The sequence below is a fragment of the Actinokineospora sp. NPDC051303 genome, from assembly GCF_055586285.1.
This window is the reverse complement of the sequence record NZ_JBVJIN010000056.1, coordinates 18,691-35,938: the sequence shown is the minus strand read 5'-3', so window position 1 is coordinate 35,938 and position 17,248 is coordinate 18,691. Positions and strand designations below refer to the sequence as shown.

The 17,248-nt window shown below is 69.4% G+C and carries 16 protein-coding genes and 1 riboswitch; of the genes, 3 read left to right on the top strand and 13 right to left on the bottom strand.

Features of this window, described 5'->3' with window-relative positions; translation table 11 throughout:
- Positions 1-211: 211 nt before the first annotated feature.
- The 7 genes from ACZ6SD_RS28225 to ACZ6SD_RS28195 form a co-directional block, all read right to left on the bottom strand.
- Positions 212-1,480, bottom strand: coding sequence for a serine hydroxymethyltransferase (locus tag ACZ6SD_RS28225; RefSeq protein WP_465320034.1), 1,269 nt, complete (start codon positions 1,478-1,480; stop codon positions 212-214).
- An 11-nt stretch (positions 1,481-1,491) separates the two neighbouring features.
- Positions 1,492-1,869: a glycine cleavage system protein GcvH gene (gcvH, locus tag ACZ6SD_RS28220; RefSeq protein WP_465320033.1), complete on the bottom strand. Its 378-nt coding sequence runs from the start codon at positions 1,867-1,869 to the stop codon at positions 1,492-1,494.
- A gap of 19 nt (positions 1,870-1,888) precedes the next feature.
- Positions 1,889-2,989: a glycine cleavage system aminomethyltransferase GcvT gene (gcvT, locus tag ACZ6SD_RS28215; protein WP_465320032.1), complete on the bottom strand. Its 1,101-nt coding sequence runs from the start codon at positions 2,987-2,989 to the stop codon at positions 1,889-1,891.
- Positions 2,990-3,651: 662 nt separating this feature from the next.
- Positions 3,652-3,745, bottom strand: a riboswitch (glycine riboswitch).
- Positions 3,746-3,776: 31 nt separating this feature from the next.
- Positions 3,777-4,547 (bottom strand): energy-coupling factor ABC transporter ATP-binding protein, encoded by a 771-nt coding sequence (locus ACZ6SD_RS28210; protein ID WP_465320039.1) that lies wholly within the window; start codon positions 4,545-4,547, stop codon positions 3,777-3,779.
- 127 nt (positions 4,548-4,674) lie between these two features.
- On the bottom strand, positions 4,675-5,421 hold the full coding sequence (gene cbiQ / locus ACZ6SD_RS28205) for a cobalt ECF transporter T component CbiQ (protein ID WP_465320031.1): 747 nt from the start codon (positions 5,419-5,421) through the stop codon (positions 4,675-4,677).
- Positions 5,422-5,425: 4 nt separating this feature from the next.
- Entirely contained in the window at positions 5,426-5,773 is a 348-nt protein-coding gene (locus ACZ6SD_RS28200; RefSeq protein ID WP_465320030.1) for a PDGLE domain-containing protein, read from the bottom strand.
- Positions 5,770-6,471 carry an energy-coupling factor ABC transporter permease gene (locus ACZ6SD_RS28195; protein ID WP_465320029.1) on the bottom strand — a complete coding sequence of 234 codons (702 nt, stop codon included), beginning with the start codon at positions 6,469-6,471 and terminating at the stop codon, positions 5,770-5,772. Before ACZ6SD_RS28195 ends, ACZ6SD_RS28200 begins: the two co-directional genes overlap by 4 nt.
- 342 nt (positions 6,472-6,813) lie before the next feature.
- On the opposite strand from ACZ6SD_RS28195, the gene ACZ6SD_RS28190 reads away from it, so the two are divergent.
- Entirely contained in the window at positions 6,814-7,572 is a 759-nt protein-coding gene (locus ACZ6SD_RS28190) for a hypothetical protein (protein ID WP_465320028.1), read from the top strand.
- 78 nt (positions 7,573-7,650) lie between these two features.
- Here ACZ6SD_RS28190 and ACZ6SD_RS28185 read toward each other — a convergent pair whose 3' ends face one another.
- From ACZ6SD_RS28185 to ACZ6SD_RS28175, 3 genes are all read right to left on the bottom strand, one after another.
- Positions 7,651-8,730: an alcohol dehydrogenase catalytic domain-containing protein gene (locus ACZ6SD_RS28185; RefSeq protein ID WP_465320027.1), complete on the bottom strand. Its 1,080-nt coding sequence runs from the start codon at positions 8,728-8,730 to the stop codon at positions 7,651-7,653.
- Positions 8,731-8,793: 63 nt separating this feature from the next.
- Positions 8,794-9,975, bottom strand: coding sequence for an acyl-CoA dehydrogenase family protein (locus ACZ6SD_RS28180; protein ID WP_465320026.1), 1,182 nt, complete (start codon positions 9,973-9,975; stop codon positions 8,794-8,796).
- Positions 9,976-9,984: 9 nt separating this feature from the next.
- On the bottom strand, positions 9,985-11,136 hold the full coding sequence (locus ACZ6SD_RS28175) for an acyl-CoA dehydrogenase family protein (protein WP_465320038.1): 1,152 nt from the start codon (positions 11,134-11,136) through the stop codon (positions 9,985-9,987).
- 102 nt (positions 11,137-11,238) lie between these two features.
- On the opposite strand from ACZ6SD_RS28175, the gene ACZ6SD_RS28170 reads away from it, so the two are divergent.
- Both ACZ6SD_RS28170 and car read left to right on the top strand, forming a co-directional pair.
- Complete coding sequence (locus ACZ6SD_RS28170) at positions 11,239-11,862, top strand: TetR/AcrR family transcriptional regulator (RefSeq protein WP_465320025.1); 624 nt, start codon at positions 11,239-11,241, stop codon at positions 11,860-11,862.
- Between the two features lie 153 nt (positions 11,863-12,015).
- Entirely contained in the window at positions 12,016-15,564 is a 3,549-nt protein-coding gene (gene car / locus ACZ6SD_RS28165) for a carboxylic acid reductase (protein ID WP_465320024.1), read from the top strand.
- A gap of 27 nt (positions 15,565-15,591) precedes the next feature.
- On the opposite strand, the gene ACZ6SD_RS28160 is transcribed toward car, so the two are convergent.
- From ACZ6SD_RS28160 to ACZ6SD_RS28150, 3 genes are read right to left on the bottom strand one after another with little or no spacing between them, the layout of a single operon-like run.
- Complete coding sequence (locus ACZ6SD_RS28160) at positions 15,592-16,194, bottom strand: GTP-binding protein (protein ID WP_465320023.1); 603 nt, start codon at positions 16,192-16,194, stop codon at positions 15,592-15,594.
- Positions 16,175-16,762: a DUF742 domain-containing protein gene (locus ACZ6SD_RS28155; protein WP_465320021.1), complete on the bottom strand. Its 588-nt coding sequence runs from the start codon at positions 16,760-16,762 to the stop codon at positions 16,175-16,177. Before ACZ6SD_RS28155 ends, ACZ6SD_RS28160 begins: the two co-directional genes overlap by 20 nt.
- 7 nt (positions 16,763-16,769) lie before the next feature.
- Positions 16,770-17,210 (bottom strand): roadblock/LC7 domain-containing protein, encoded by a 441-nt coding sequence (locus ACZ6SD_RS28150; RefSeq protein ID WP_091448126.1) that lies wholly within the window; start codon positions 17,208-17,210, stop codon positions 16,770-16,772.
- Between the last annotated feature and the right edge of the window lie 38 nt (positions 17,211-17,248).

Sequence of the window (17,248 nt, the reverse complement as noted above, 5' to 3'; positions counted from 1 at the left end):
CCGAAGGCTCCCCACCCGTCTTTCCCACGACGGGATCTTCCTTCGTAGGGGCCCCAAAGAAACCACTCCACCCCATCGAGCAGACCCCGGAACCCGGCCACCCCGGGAACCCGCTCCACCCCATCGAGCAACCCCACCCAACCAAGCCCCACGAAGCCAGCAGCCCGCGCCGAGCCCGCGCCACGAGCACGCGGCGCCCGACGCGACTAGATCAGGCCTCCGGATAAAGCGGCCTACGCTTGACCAGCAAATCCACCCGATCACGCAACTGCTGACTGGAAGCCTCATCGAAGTCCGACCGCAGAGCCGAAGCGATGATGTCGGCGACCTCAGCGAAGTCGTCGGCGTCGAAACCGCGCGTGGCCAGCGCCGGAGTGCCGATCCGCAGCCCCGAGGTGACCATGGGCGGCCGGGGGTCAAACGGGACCGCGTTGCGGTTGACCGTGATGCCCACCGAGTGCAGGCGGTCCTCGGCCTGCTGCCCGTCCAGCTGGGAGTCGACCAGGTCGACCAGGACCAGGTGGACGTCGGTGCCGCCGGTCAGCACCTTGACGCCCGCCGCCGCGCAGTCTGGGGCGGACAGGCGCTCGGCCAGGATGCGGGCGCCGTCGAGCACGCGGCGCTGGCGCTCGGCGAACTCCTCGGTGGCGGCGATCTTGAAGGCGACCGCCTTGGCGGCGATCACGTGCTCCAGCGGGCCGCCCTGCTGCCCGGGGAACACCGCCGAGTTGACCTTCTTGGCCAGCTCCTGGGTGGACAGCACGACACCGCCGCGCGGGCCGCCGAGCGTCTTGTGGGTGGTCGTGGTGACCAGGTGCGCGTGCGGCACCGGGTTGGGGTGCAGCCCGGCGGCGACGAGCCCGGCGAAGTGCGCCATGTCGACCATGAGCAGCGCGCCGACCGAGTCCGCGATCCGGCGGAACTCGGCGAAGTCGAGCTGCCGGGGGTAGGCCGACCAGCCCGCGATGATCAGCTTCGGCTTGCTCTCCCGCGCCAGCCGCTCGACCTCGGCCATGTCGACCCGGCCGCTGTCCTTGTCGACGTGGTAGGCGACAACGTTGTAGAGCTTGCCGGAGAAGTTGATCCGCATGCCGTGCGTCAGGTGCCCGCCGTGGGCGAGGTCGAGGCCGAGGATCGTGTCCCCCGGGTTCAGGACCGACACCATGGCCGCGGCGTTGGCCTGCGCGCCCGAGTGCGGCTGCACGTTGGCGTGCTCGGCGCCGAAGAGGGCCTTGACCCGGTCGATCGCGAGCTGCTCGATGACGTCGACGTGCTCGCAGCCGCCGTAGTAACGACGGCCCGGGTAGCCCTCGGCGTACTTGTTGGTCAGGACCGAGCCCTGCGCCTCAAGCACACCCACCGGGGCGAAGTTCTCCGAGGCGATCATCTCCAGGGTCGACTGCTGGCGGCGCAGTTCGGCATCGACCGCCGCGGCGACCTCGGGGTCGACCTCGGCCAGGGGCTGTCCGAAGGTGCTCATCCGGTTGTTCCTCAGCTTTCGTTGGTCAGCGCTTCGTACGCGGCGGCGTCGAGCAGGTCGGGTTCGTCCACCACCCGGGCGCGGAACATCCAGCCGTCGCCGTAGGGGTCGGTGTTGACCAGCTCGGGGCTGTCGATCACGGCCTCGTTGATCTCCACGACCTCGCCGTCGACCGGCGAGTACAGCTCGGACACCGCCTTGACGGACTCGACCTCGCCGCACGACTCGCCCCGGGCGATCTTCGCGCCAACCTCGGGAAGCTGCACGAAGACCACGTCGCCGAGGTTCTTCGCCGCGAACTCGGTGATGCCGACGGTGGCCACACCCGAGTCGGCGAGGTCGACCCACTCGTGCTCCTCGGTGTAGCCGAGGTTCTCCGGAATGCTCATGCTGTGGTGATTCTCCTGATCAGGCTGGACGCTTGTAGAAGGGCAGCTTGACGACCTCGACCGGGGCGACCGTGCCGCGGATGTCGACCGACAGCGCGGTGCCCGGCTCGCTGACCGAGACCGGCACGTACGCCATCGCGATGGGGTGGCCGAGCGTCGGTGAGAGAGCGCCGCTGGTGACCGTACCGACCCGGTTGCCGTCGCTGTCGGCAACCGCGTAACCGTGGCGCGGAGCACGCCTGCCGCTGCCGACCAGGCCGACCAGCACCTGAGTGTCCACATCGGCGTCACGACGGCGCTCCAGGGCGGCGCGGCCGACGAAATCGCCGGGCTTGTCGAACTTCACGACCCGGCCCAGGCCCGCGTCGAACGGGGTCAGCTCGACGCCGAGCTCGTTGCCGTACAGCGGCATCCCCGCCTCCAGCCGCAGGGTGTCGCGGCAGGCCAGACCCGCCGGGACCAGGCCGTGCTCCGCGCCAGCGTCGGTCAACGCCTGCCAGACCTCCGCCGCCCGCGCGCCGTCGACGTACAGCTCGAACCCGTCCTCGCCGGTGTAGCCGGTGCGGGCGAGCAGCACCTCATGCCCGGCGACGCGCGCCGGGACACTGGCGTAGTAGGCCAGCGACACCAGGTCGGCCCCGGTGACCGGCCCGACGATGGCGGGCGAGGCAGGCCCCTGCACGGCGATCAACGCCACACTCGCCGACTGGTCCTCCACCTCGACGGTGAACCCGGCGGCCCGCTCCCGCAACGCGTCGGCGACCGTCGCGGCGTTCGAGGCGTTCGCCACCACCAGGAACCGGTCATCGGCGAGCCGATAGACGACCAGGTCGTCGAGCACGCCGCCCGCCTCGTCGCAGATCATCGTGTACCGGGCGCGGCCCGGTTTGACGGCGGAAAGATCGCCGACGAGCGCGAAGTCGAGCGCCAAGGCCGCTTCCGGGCCGGTGAGCTCGATCTCGCCCATGTGGCTGAGATCGAAGATGCCCGCGGCGGTGCGCACCGCCTTGTGCTCGGCAAGCTCACTGCCGTACCGCAGGGGCATCGCCCAGCCTGCGAAGTCAGTGAACGAGGCGCCCAACGCCTCGTGCACCGCGTGCAGCGGGGAGAGTGTGCTCATGGAAGTTCGGTCTCCTTCGGCGCGCCGGAAATCTGTCTTTTTCGCAGCGTGACATGCCGGACGGGCGAATGCCGCTCGGTCTGGCTGGCTGTGGATGAATCGAGGCTATGTGGATAGCTCGCTTGCGCGTTTTCGCGATGTCTGATATTTGGGCGCGCTGCGTGGGGTTCCGTGGGTGGCTGGCTGGGGCTGTCTGCTCGATGGGGTGGAGTGGTTTCTTTGGGGCCCCTACGAAGGAAGATCCCGTCGTGGGAAAGACGGGTGGGGAGCCTTCGGCCCCACGACCACGGCGAGTTTAGGGATCTTCCTTCACCCCCAAAGAAACCACTCCACCCCATCGAGCACTGGGCGAGCTTGGGTGCGGCCTGGTTTGGGGGCGGGTTCGCTGCTCCACTCATCGAGCGCCACACCGAGAACCTGGCTGGGCCGGGTGGGGGCGTGGGTGGGTGTGGTAGCCAAGCTCGACTGTGTGTCCCGGAGGTGGTCTTGGGACGTGCGGGGGCTGGTGGAACGGCGGGCACGGGAGCTCCTTGGCTGTGGCAGGACGTACCTCTGTCCTGTGCTGGAACTCCCCCTCTGTCATGGGACCTGAGAGCTTCGCCGCCGATAGCGGCTTGCACCGTGGGTGAGGCGCTGGCGGGCGCCTGCTTTTCAGAGTGGCCTGGCGTGGAACGGTCGCTTTACCTGAGAGATTCCGGGGAGTTTGCTCCTTCGGTGCCCTGCCTCGGTGGGCAGAGGCTCTCCCGTTCCGGCTCGTGACGGCCCGATGTTTGGTTGTGGGGCGAGACTAGTCCAGGCGGAAGCCGAACGGAAGTTCGAGCCGGTGAGCTGCGAGTAGGGCTGGGTCGGCCAGCAGGTCGCGGGTTGGGGCGTCGGCGACGATCATGCCGTCGTCTATGAGGACGCTGCGGGGGCACAGTTGTAGGGCGTAGGGGAGGTCGTGGGTGACCATGAGCATGGTGCGATTCAGGGTGAGGAGGACTTCGGCCAGTTCGCGGCGGGCGACTGGTTCCAGGTTGGCCGATGGCTCGTCGAGGACGAGGATTTCCGGGTCGCAGGCCAGGACGGTGGCCAGGGCCACGCGGCGGCGTTGGCCGCCGGAGAGGTGCAGGGGGGAGCGGTCGGCGTGGGCGGTCATGCCGACGGCGTCGAGCGCCTGGGTGACGCGGGCGTCCAGGTCTGGGCCGCGTAGGCCGAAGTTGGCTGGGCCGAAGGCGACGTCGTCGCGGACGGTGGGCATGAACAGCTGGTCGTCGGGGTCCTGGAAGACGATGCCGACGCGCCTGCGGATCTCGCGGAGGGTGCGTTTGGTCAGCGGCAGACCGGCGACCTCGACCCGGCCCTGGCCGCCGCTGAGCACGCCGTTGAGGTGCAGGACCAGGGTCGTCTTGCCCGCCCCGTTGGGACCGAGCACCGCGACCCGCTCCCCCGGCTCGACCCGCAGGTCGATGCCGAACAGGGCCTGGTGGCCGTCGGGGTAGGCGTAGGCGAGCCGGTCGACCAGCAGCGCGGGCGGCGCGGCGGCGCCGCCCGGTTCCGCCGGGATCTCCTGGGTCAGCGCCACGAGACCACCCCCATCACAGCGACACAGCCGACCCGGAACGCGCGCACGACCGCGCCGTTGCCCAGCACCACTGAACCTCCTGACTCAACGCGGCAAGACCAGCCCAAGGGTCCGGGGTTCCTCATGGCCACAGGGCCGCCCCCAGCACGACGGCGGCCAGGGCCGAGGGGGCGAGTCCGGCCGCCCAGGTTGTTCGGCTCGTGGGGGTTCGCCCGTTGTCGGGCATGGCGCCCGCCCAGCCGCGGGAGACCATGGCCAGGTGCACGCGTTCTCCCCGCTCGTAGCTGCGGACGAACAGGGTGCCGATGCCTCGGGCGGTGGCGCCGACCTGCCAGAGGAACCGGGGGTCGTGGCCGCGGCAGATTCGGGCGGTGCGCATGCGCTTGGCCTCGGCGGCGATGACCTCCAGGTAGCGCAGCATCAGGGTGGCGATGGTGATCACCATGGTGGGGACCCGCAGCCGGTGGAGGCCGACGATCAGGTCGCGGGGCGAGGTGGTGGCGGCCAGGGTCAGCGACACCAGGACGCCGAGAGTGCCCTTGGCCACGATGTTCCAGCCCGCCAACGCGCCCTGCTCGGACACCGCGATGCCCAGCACCTCCACTCGCGGCCCGCCCGCGACGAACGGGAGGGCGAAGGCGAGGACGACGAACGGGACCTCGATGAGCGCGCGGGTCGCGATCCAGCGGGGTGGGATGCGGGCGATCGCCCAGACCACGCCCAAGAGCGCCAGGTAGAGAGCGAACGCCCAGAACCGCTCTCGCGGTGTGGACACGACGCAGAGCACCGCCGCGAGGGCGGCGACGATCTTGACCTGGGGTGGCAGCCGGTGCGCCGGGGTGTCGTCCGGCCGGTGCAGCAGCGGCACCGGCCTACTCCTTCGCCGGGCGCCTGCGCAGGACCCAGAACAGGCCGCCCGCCACGACGACGGTGACCACGACGCCGATCACTCCCGCGAGACCGGTGGTGCCCTCGCCGCCGTTTACCGTGTAGTCGGCAAGTGGTCCGGTGCCCAGGCGGTGCTCTTGGGCGTTCTGGGCTATGCATGAGCCCTCAAGCCGCTCACCCTGGTCCGTCTCGACTACCTGGCAGCCGGAAAGAGTGGCGTGGTCGAGGCCGTCGGGGTCGGAGTCGGCGAGGAAGGACAGCGCGCCCGCCACGACGAGCGCCACGGCGAGGAACCCGAGCAGGAAGCCGAGGTTCCGGTTGGTCTTGGTCACGCGGCGCTCCTCTCGCGCAGTTCCAACGGCCGCCGCGTGCCGCGCAGGAGGTAGACGAGGTCGGGCCGCACGGCGGCGACGGCGGCGACGGTGAGCGCGGTGATGATCCCCTCGCCGACGCCGATCAGGACGTGGACGCCGACCACGGTGGCCGCGACCCCGCCGAGGCCGAAGGCGGCGTCGCCGCCGATGGCGAACTCCAGCACGAACCCGAGCGAAGCGGCGACCGTGTTGACCAGGGCCGCGATGAAGGCGACGGCCACGAGCGCGCTCTTGCCCCTGGCCGCGAACCGGCGGAGCGCGACAGCCACGAGGAACCCGGCCGCGGTGCCGATGAGCGCCATGTTGGTGACGTTGGCGCCCAGCGCGGTCAGCCCGCCGTCGGCGAACACCAGCGCCTGCACGACCAGGACGATCGACACGCACAGCGCGCCGACCCACGGCCCGACGAGGATCGCGGCCAGCGCCCCGCCGAGCAGGTGCCCGCTCACCCCGGGCAGCACCGGGAAGTTGATCATCTGGGTGGCGAAGACGAACGCGGCGACCAGCCCCGCCATCGGCGCGGTGCGGTCATCGAGGTCCGCGCGCGCCTTGGCCGCGGCGACCGCGACCCCGACCGCGGCGATCCCGATGAACAGCAGCGCCGTCGGGGAGTTCACGAGGCCGTCGCTCATGTGCATGGCGACCGGGGTGGTCATGGCCCTCCTAGCGGCGCGCTCGAACCTGGTTGTCCGGTAAACCTTACCGCCACAGAGTGGCAATTGCCTAAGCCCTGCGAGTGACCCCCGGGCCGGTGAGGCTCGCTAGTCCGAGTGGCGGCCGGTCGCCGTCCCCGCGCCATCACCCGGCGCGTGGTCGCGCTCTAACCCACAGGTGTAAGCCTCCCGCACGGACGCATGACAACCCCGTGGAGACTCGCAGGGCACACCCGATTGGGACACACTGGAAGCAGAGAAATCACCTGACGACGGATAAGAAGCCGTGTCCGGCCGCGTCGTCACACACATAATCACGAGCATCCCAAGAAAGGCTTGAACAACATGGATTACGACTGGGACCAGGGCGGATGCGTCACCCTCAAGGCGAACGACTCCGCAACGATCAACAACCTCAACAAAAGCGAGCTTTACGCCTTCTTCTTCTACAACTCGAACCGCAACGACAATCCCGCGGTGGTACACATCTCATGGGCCAACGACAAATCCGATGATGTCAAGGTTCCGGGTGCGACGAACAACATGGGATTGGCGATAGTCGTGTTCGTCTGGGGTGGAGACACCTCGGGAAAGGTCACGGCTTCCATCCCGAAGGACCAGGAGAACGCGCAGATCACCGCCTACATCGGAAGCGCGTCCATGCCGGTGGACACCAGTTGCCTGACAGTGAACCAAGAATTGGACGTCCAGGCCGGGACGACATACGACTTCAAGCAGTTCAGCCGATTCTTCGCGACCCTGGCCGAGACCGAGCACGCACTGACGCTCAGCAGCGGAAAAGCCCAGTTCGCCGTCACGCAGATTGAAGACCAGACGGCAACTGTCTACCTGCTGAACAAGATCGCGGACGTCGACAACAACATCAAACTGCTGACCCAATCAGTCACCCCAAAAATGGTGAACACCAAAGCGGTGACCGATTCGGAAAAGACGTTCTACATCCCAGGCGACGGCGATCAGCACATCTGGTTCAACGCGGACAGCGTACTTGATTCCGAAAACGCTCAGATCACACTGAAGATGAACGCGCAGGTGCCCTCCCAGAGTCGGGAATCCGATGTTCGGACACCGGTCAAACACTGACAGCACTCGCTGAGGCCCATGCCCGCAACCCCGCCCGAGAGCGACGCTCGGACGGGGTTGCTTCGCGAAACGGCGACGTCAGAAGCGCACGAGCGTCCGGCCGCCCCGGCCCTGGCGCATGTCCTCGAAGGCGCCCTCGATGCCATCGAGGTCGGTGACGGTGGTGACCAGGCCCGCGACGTCGAGCCGTCCGGACCCGACCAGGTCCAGCAGTCGGGGCACGTCGATGTCGGGGTCGGTCGAGCCGAACAGGCAGCCGGTCAGCGTGCGGCCCATCCAGTACAGCTCAAGCGCGCTGAACTCGACCATCGCCTTCGCCGAGCCGACGCCGACCACCACGACCTTGCCACCGCGGCGGCTCGACGACCACGCGGTGCGGATCGTCGCGGGCAGGCCGACGCACTCGAAGGCGACGTCGGCGCCGCGGCCCTCGGTGAGCGAGCGGACGGCCTTGGCTGTCTTGTCGCCGGACACCAGGAAGTGCGTCGCGCCCTGGGACAGCGCCAGCTCGGACTTCGACTCGTGCAGGTCGACGGCGATGATCGGGGACGCGCCCGCGATCCGGGCGGCTTGGAGCACCGACAGGCCGATGCCGCCGACGCCGACCACCACGACCGCCTGGCCCGCGCTCACCTGGGCGGTGTTGAACACCGCGCCCGCGCCGGTGAGCACGGCGCAGCCGAGCACGGCCGCCTGCTCCAGCGGCACGTCCGCGGGGATCTTCACCGCGCCGCGCTCGGGCACGATCGTCTCCTCGGCGAACGCGCCCGTGCCCAGTCCCGGGTAGAGCGGTGTGCCGTCGGAAAGCGTGCCGTACGGCACTTCCGCGGCGTCGGAGGCGTGGGCGCACAGGTAGGGCTCGCCCGCCTCGCAGAACCAGCACTCACGGCACGGCGGCGCCCAGTTCAGCAGCACGTGGTCGCCCGACGCGACCCGGGTGACCCCGGCCCCGACCGACACCACGACCCCCGCGCCCTCGTGCCCGAGCACCGCGGGCACCGGCTGGCGCAGCGTGCCATTGGCGAGGGAGAGGTCGGAGTGGCACACCCCCGCCGCGGCGACGCGGACGCGGACCTGGCCCGGCCCTGGCTCCGGCAGCGCGATCTCGGTGATCTCCAACGGCTTACCCTGCGCCGACAGCACTGCCGCCCTGACCATGTCGCTCCTCGTCCTGCGTTGTCGAAAGTGCGTTGTCGAAAGAGTTCGTTGTCGTAAGAGTTCTCAGCCGAGTGTCCCCGACACGCTCGCGTGTCCCTTGAGCAGGTTGCGGGCGATCGTCCTGCGCTGGATCTCGTCGGTGCCCTCGTAGATCCGCAGCAGCCGCAGCTCGCGGTACCACCGTTCCACCGGCAGTTCGCGGGTGTAGCCCATGCCGCCGTGGATCTGCAGCACGCGGTCGACGATCTCGTTGGCCTTCACCCCACCGTAGAGCTTCGCGATGGACTGCCAGTGCCGGGAGTCCGCGCCCTGGTCGACCACCCAGGCCGCGTGCAGCACCAGCCAGCGCAGCGCCTCGATCTCGACCGCGGAGTCGGCCAGCATCCACTGGATCGCCTGCCGGTTGGCGATGGGCGCGCCGAAGGTGACCCGGGTGTTGGCCTGCTCGATCGCCATCTCCACCAGCCGCTCGCACGCGCCGAGCGCCCGCGCGGGCAGCATGTACCGACCGCGGCCGATCCACTTCATCGCCAGCTCGAATCCGCGCCCGACCTCGCCGAGCACGTTCTCCTTGGGGACGCGCACATCCTCGAACACCAGCGCGGCCGGGCCCCACTCCCCCATGGTGTCGATGTGCTCGGAGCGCCAGCCCCGCTCGCGGTCGACCAGGAAGCAGGTGACCGACTCGCCCACGCGTCCCTCGCGGTGCTTGTCGGGGTCGGTGACGGCGAAGACCATGGTGAAGTCGGCCTCGTTGCCGCCGGTGATGAAAGTCTTCTCCCCGTTGACAATCCAGTCGTCGCCGTCGCGGCGGGCGGAGGTGCGGATCGCCTTGGCGTCCGAGCCCGCGCCGGGTTCGGTGATGGCGAAGCAGGACTTGCGCTCACCGGCGATGGTCGGCAGCAGGTAGCGCTGCTTCTGCTCCTCGTTGGCGTAGAACAAGATGTTGTCCGCGGCGCCGCCGAAGCGGAACGGCACGAACGAGCGGCCAAGCTCGGCCTCCAGCAGCGCGGTCATGACCGCGCCTAGGCCCATGCCGCCGTACTCCTCGGGGGTCTGCACCCCCCAGAAGCCGGATTCCTTGGCTTTGAGCTGCAATGCCCGCAGCTCATCCGCGGGCAGGCCGGGCGCGCCCGCGCGCTCGCGGCGCAGCACCTCCTGCTCCAGCGGCTGGATTTCCTTGCGCACGAACGTGCGCACCCAGTCGCGGACCTCGCGCTCTTCTGAACTCAGTGAGAAATCCATGCGGTCACCTCAGACGAATGCGTTGACGCCGGTCAGCGCGCGGCCGATCAGGAGCTTCTGGATCTGGCTGGTGCCCTCGTAGAGGGTCATCACGCGGGCGTCGCGCAGGAACTTCGCGACCGGGTACTCATCGAGGTACCCGTAGCCGCCGAAAACCTGGATGGCGAGATTCGCCGCGCTGACGGCGTTTTCGCTCGCGTACAGCTTGGCCATGGACGCCGCGGTGCCGAAGGGCTGGCCGCGCTCGATCAGGTCGGCCACCCGCCACACCAGCAGCCGCGCGGCCTCGGTGTTGACGGCCATGTCGGCCAGCATCTCTTGCACCAGTTGGTAACCGGCGATCGGCTTGCCGAACTGCGTGCGCTCGCCCGCGTACTTGACGCTGGCCTCCAGCGCGCCCCGCGCCAGCCCGACGCAGCCCGCGGCGACCGACATCCGGCCCTTGTCCAGGGCCGACATGGCGATCTTGAAGCCGACGCCCTCGTCGCCAAGGCGCGCGCTCTCGGGCACGCGGACGCCGTCGAGGATCAGCTCGCCGGTCGACTGGCCGCGCAGGCCGAGCTTTCCCTTGATCTCGCGGTGGTCGAAGCCCGGGGAGTCCGTCGGCACCAGGAAAGCGCTGATGCCCTTGGGGCCGGGCCCGCCGGTGCGGGCGAAGATCAGCGCGACGTCGGCCCAGGTTCCGTTGGTGATGAACATCTTCGAGCCGGTGAGCACGTAATCGCCGCCGTCGCGCACCGCGCGCGTCGACAGGCTCGCCGCGTCGGAGCCGGTGTCGGGCTCGGTCAAACCGAAGCAGGCCAACGACTCCCCGGAGCTGATCCGGGGCAGCCAGTGCCGCTTCTGCTCCTCGGAGCCGTATCCGGCGATCGACTTGCCGACCAGGCCGAGGGAGACCGAGACGATGCCGCGGATGGCCGAGTCGCCGCGACCAAGTTCTTCCATCATCAGGCAGTAGCTCAGGTTGTCGCCGCCGGAGCCGCCGTACTCCTCGGGCAGCGTCATGCCGAGGAAGCCGACCTCGCCGAGCTTGCCGACGATCGCGCGGTCGACCTGCTCGCGCCGGTCCCATTCCGCGGCGTTCGGCACGACCTCGCGGTCGATGAAGTCCCTGGCGAGGTCCCACAGCGCCTGCTGCTCGCCAGTGAGGGCCAGATCCATCGCGGGTCTCCCGTCCACAAACCATACGGTGTTAGGTTTACTCAGAATAGAATCCGCGCGCCATCGGCGGCAACCACCGCCGCAGTGACCTGGGAGACACACGTGCCACGGCCGAGCACCCCTATCCTGAGCCGCCCCCGCATCCGGGCCGCCGCGCTCGACATGATCGACCGCGAGGGACTGGCCGGGCTGTCGATGCGCAAGCTGGCGACCGCGCTGGACGTGCGGGCGCCCTCGCTCTACACCCACTACGGCACGAAAGACGAACTGCTGCAAGACATCGCCGACGACATCATGGCCGAGGTCGACGTCAGCGACTTCGCCCGCGACTGGGCCAGCGGCCTGCGCACCTGGGCGCGGTCGTACCGGGCCGCGCTGGCCGCGCACCCGAACATGGTGCCGCTGCTGGCCACCGGCCCGGCGCGCCGGGAGCGGTCGCTGGAACGCGCGGACGCGGTGCACGGCGGCCTCGTCGGAGCCGGGTGGCCGCCGCGATACGCGACGATGATCGGCGCGTCGACCAAGTACCTCGTCCTCGGCGCGGCGATCAGCTCGTTCTCCCGCGGCTTCGAGGACGACGTGCAGGTGTATGTCGACCGCTACCCACACCTCGGCCAGGCCCACCGGCTGCGTGAACACGCCGACGAGATCGACGCGGACAGCTTTGAACTCGCCCTCGACGCGTTCGTGCACGGGCTCACGGCGCTGCACGCCCGGGTGACCTGAGGCGGCGGCGATTCGCCCGGAACGAGATCCACATCACAAGCCCCACTACTGCGAATGGCGGCACCCCAGGCATACAGTTAGTTGTGCAACGCATCCATTAGTCAGGTCTCGGGTCTCCTGACGTGCGTAGTCGCGACTCAGGGAAGGCTGATCATGTCGACCAGTGCGCAGACCGAACTCCCGGACGACGACGCTCGCCGGGAGTGCCGCGCCGCCGAGCTGCGGGCCACCGACCAGCGGTTTCGCCAAGCCATTCCGCTGCCCGCGGTCACCGCCGCGATCCGACAGCCCGGGCTGTCCCCCGCCGCGATCACGGCCACGGTCATGGCCGGTTACGCCGACCGGCCCGCGCTGGGCGAGCGCAAGCGGGAACTGGTCACCGATCCGGCCACGGGCCGCACGACGTCGCGGCTGCTGCCCGGCTTCGACACGATCACCTACCGGGACCTGTGGACCCGGGTCGGCGCGGTCGCGGCTGAGTGGCGCCACAGTCCCCGGCACCCGCTGGCTGCGGGCGAGTTCGTCGGCATTCTCGGCTTCACCAGCACCGACTACGCCACGCTCGACCTGGCCTGCGCGCGGCTCGGCGGGGTGTGCGTGCCGTTGCAGTCGAGCGCGTCGGCGGGCGCCCTCAAGCCGATCCTCGCCGAGACCGAGCCGCGGATTCTCGCCACGAGCGCCGAACTGCTCGACACCGCCGTGGAGATCGCGCTCGACAGCGCGTCGGTGCGCCGCCTGATCGTCTTCGACTTCCACCCGGAGGTGGACGACGAGCGGGAGCGGGTCGACGCGGCCCGGGCGCGGCTCGCGGCGGCGGGCAGCCCGATCGCGCTGGACTCGCTGGCCGAGGTGGTCGAGCGCGGCGGACACCTGCCGCCCGCGCCGGAACCCGCGGCCGAACTCGACGGCGACCGACTGGCAATGCTCATCTACACCTCCGGAAGCACCGGGACGCCCAAGGGCGCGATGTACACCGACCGGCTGATGTGCGCGCTGTGGCGGGGATTCTGGCCGCGCGCGGACGACCGGCCCGTGATCGGCCTCAACTTCATGCCGATGAGCCACATCGCGGGGCGGGTGACCCTGATGACCACCCTCGCCAACGGCGGCACCGCCTACTTCACCGCGGCGAGCGACCTGTCGACGCTGTTCGAGGACATCACGCTGGTCCGGCCCACGGAGCTGTTCCTGGTGCCCCGCATCTGCGACATGCTTTTCCAGCGGTACCAAAGCGAACTGGACCGCAGGGCCGCCGGCCCGGGCGACCGGGCCGCGGTCGAGGCCGCCGTGCGGGCCGAGTTGCGCGAGCGGTTCCTCGGCGGGCGCCTCGTGTGGGTCGGCAGCGGGTCCGCGCCGCTTTCCGCTGAGATGCAGGCGTTTGTCGAGTCCTGTGTGGACCTTCCGCTGCACGACGGCTTCGGCTCGACGGAGGCGGGCGCGATCCTATTCGACCACAAGGTGAACCGGCCGCCGGTGCTCGACTACAAGCTTGTCGACGTCCCAGAGTTGGGCTACTTCCGCACCGACTCGCCGTATCCCCGGGGCGAGTTGCTGCTCAAGACCGAGACGATCATCCCTGGGTATTACAAGCGCCCCGAGGTCACCTCGGCGGTCTTCGACGCGGACGGCTACTACAAGACCGGCGACATCATGGCCGAGGTCGGCCCGGACGAGCTGGTCTATGTGGACCGCAGGAAGAACGTGTTGAAGCTGTCGCAAGGCGAGTTCGTGGCGGTGTCTCGGCTGGAGGCCATTTTCGCCACCAGTCCCCTGGTGCGGCAGATTTTCGTCTACGGCAGCAGTGAACGCGCCTACCTCCTCGCGGTGATCGTGCCCACCGAAGACGCGCTCAACCGGGTAGCCGACGCCGAAGACCTCCGGCCGCTGGTCACCGAGTCGCTGCAACGGATCGCGAAAGACGCGGGCCTGAACTCCTATGAGATTCCCCGGGCCTTCCTGATCGAAACCGAGCCGTTCAGCGCCGCGAACGGGCTGCTGTCCGACATCCGCAAACTCTTGCGCCCCAAGCTCAAGGACCGTTACGGCGAGCGCCTGGAACAGCTCTACGCCGAACTCGCCGAGCGGGAGACGAACGAGTTGCGCGCGCTGCGGCACACGGGCCGCGAGCAACCCGTGCTCGACACCGTCCTACGGGCCGTGCGGGCGCTGCTGGGCTGCGACCCCGCCGCGCTCCGCGCCGACGCGCGCTTCATGGACCTGGGCGGCGATTCGCTGTCCGCGTTGTCGTTTTCCACTCTGCTCAAGGAAATCTTCGGCGTCGAGATCCCGGTGGGCGACCTCGTCAGCCCCGCGAACGACCTGCGGCGGCTGGCGGACCGCATCGAGACGACCCTGCGGTCCGGGTCGGAACGACCCACCTTCGCGACCGTGCACGGCGCGGGCAGCACGCGGGCTCACGCGGACGACCTCACGCTGGAGAAGTTCATCGACGCCGAAACCCTCGCCTCGGCCAAGGCACTGCCACGGCCGAGTGGCCCCGTGCGCACGGTCCTGCTGACGGGCGCGAACGGCTACCTGGGCCGGTTTCTGTGCCTGGAATGGCTGGAACGGTTGTCCCGCACGGGTGGCAGGCTGATCTGCGTCGTCCGGGGCAGCACGTCGGCCGCCGCGCGCGAACGACTGGACGACGCCTTCGACAGCGGCGACGCCAACCTGGTGCGGCGCTTCCACGATCTGGCGGCCGAGCACCTGGAAGTCCTCGCGGGCGATATCGGGGAGCCGAACCTGGGGCTGGCCGAGCCGACCTGGCAGCGGCTGGCCGACACCGTCGACCTGATCGTCCACCCGGCCGCCCTGGTCAACCACGTGCTGCCGTACGAGCAGTTGTTCGGCCCCAATGTCGTCGGCACGGCCGAGCTGATCCGGATGGCGATCACCCGGCGCGTCAAGCCGGTCACGTACCTGTCGACCGTGGCCGTGATCGCCGCGCAGGCCGCGAGCGCCGACGAGGAATCCGACATTCGCCGCACCAGCCCGGTCCGCGTGCTCGACCAGAGCTACGCCAACGGTTACGCCACCAGCAAATGGGCGGGAGAGGTCCTGCTCCGGGAGGCGCACGACCGGTGCGGTCTGCCCGTCGCGGTCTTCCGGTCCGACATGATCCTGGCGCACAGCCGGTTCTCCGGACAGCTCAACGTGTCCGACATGTTCACCCGCCTGCTGCTCAGCCTGCTCGCCACCGGCATCGCGCCGCGGTCGTTCTACGAGACCGACACCGACGGCAACCGTCAGCGCGCGCACTACGACGGGCTCCCGGCCGACTTCACCGCCGAGGCCATCACCACCTTGGGCGAGCGCGCCGCTGACGGGAGCCAGCCCGGCTACCGGACCTTCAACGTCCTCAACCCGCACGACGACGGCATCTCACTGGACGTCTTTGTCGACTGGCTGACCGACGCGGGCCACCCCATCGAGCGGATCGATGACTACAGCGACTGGCTGGCCCGCTTCGAGACCGCGCTGCGCGCCCTGCCGGACCGGCAGAAGCAGCACTCGCTGCTGCCCCTGCTGCACGCGTTCACCCGCCCCGGCGCCGCCGTGCCTGGTTCCGCCCTTCCCGCCACCGCGTTCCGCGCCGCCGTGCGCGCGGCCGGGATCGGCCCGGACGCGGACATCCCGCACCTGTCCGCGCCGCTGATCGACAAGTACGCCAAGGACTTGGCGAACCTGGGCCTCAGCTAAGCCGCCAAGCCACAGTGGACAGCAAGGTCAGCCGACGCCCGCGCCGTGCAGCGCGACCCAGCGGCGCATGGAGTACTCGACCATGGTGATCAAGGTGTTCTTGACCGAGTGCCGGTCCCGGGCGTCACAGGGGACGATCGGAACGTCGCGGGCGATGGCGAGGGCGTCGCGGACCTCCTCGATATCGTGGTTCAGCAGGCCGTCGAAGCAGTTCAGGCCGATGACATAGGGGAGGTTGCGTTCCTCGAAGAAGTCGATCGGCGAGAACGAGTCGGCGAGCCTGCGGGTGTCGGCGAGGACGACCGCTCCGATCGCGCCGCGCACCAGGTCGTCCCACATGAACCAGAACCGCTGCTGGCCCGGTGTGCCGAACAGGTACAGGATCAGGTCGGAGTCGAGCGAGACCCGGCCGAAGTCCATGGCGACCGTGGTGGTCCGCTTGTTCGGGGTGGCGGCGGTGTCGTCGATCCCGGCGCTGGCGCTGGTCATCACCGCCTCGGTGGTGAGGGGAACGATCTCCGAGACCGACCCGACGAAGGTGGTCTTGCCCGCGCCGAAGCCGCCAGCCACCACGATTTTGACCGAGGTGAGCGTGGGGGCCGCCGAGTCGTCATAGCCGACGGAGTCCACTCAGTACCCTTTCCATCAGCACCAGGTGCGCCCGGTTGGCGCCGCCGGTTGCGGTCTTGTGCACGGTGACCAGCCCCAACTGCGCCATGTCGCCCAGCAGGACCTTGGCCACGCCCAGCGGCGCGCCGAGCAGGGTCGCCACCTCGGCGACCGAGCGCGGGTCCCGGCACAGCGCGCCGATCACGCGGTGCTCGGACTCGGCGAACGCGGTCAGGTCGGCGGCCCTGTCGCTGGTGGAGACCATGGTCTCCAGGCGCAACTCGAAGTTGGACCTGGTCCGGCCGCGCGTCCACGCGTACGGGCGCACGATGGCCGCGTCAACGGGCTGCTCGGCCGGATCGGGCAGCACCACCACCGGCAACGGGGCGGAGTCGTCCCGGTCGGGCCAGTCCGGCTCGACGGGGCCAGGGGCGACCTCGACCGGGGGCGCCTCGACCACCTGGATCGGCGACCTCGGCGTGTCCACTTCGGACCGACTGAACTTGCGTTTGCGGCCCCCGCCGAGCGTGAGACCGTTCATCACGTCGGCAATCGTCTGCTCGGGCTCAGCGGCCCAGTCGCTGCTCATGCGTGCCTCATGCGGGCTGCCCCACCATCCTTCCAGCCGACCCTTGCAGGGCCGCGCGCAATTCCGGGGTGAGTATCTGGCCGACTCTGTCGACCAACAGGGTCATCTCGTAGGCCACCTGGCCGATGTCGCAGGTCGGGGCCGCCAGAATCGCTAAGCACGACCCGTCGCTGATGGCCATCAACAGCATGATGCCGCGCTCCATCTCGACCACCGTCTCCTTGACCGCGCCCGCCTCGAAGCAGCGGGCCGCGCCCTGGGTGAGGCTCACCAGTCCGGACGCCACGGCGGCCAACTGGTCGGCGCGGTCCACCGGAAGCCGCGCGGATGAGGTGAGCAGCAAGCCGTCGGCCGAAACCACCACGGCGTGCGCCACTCCGGTGACCCGCTCCGCGAAGTCGTTGACCAACCATCCGAATTGGCTTGGCTTGGACTGCGTGGACGTCATCGTGCTCCATTCCTCATGAGACCGTGCACAGCACTGAA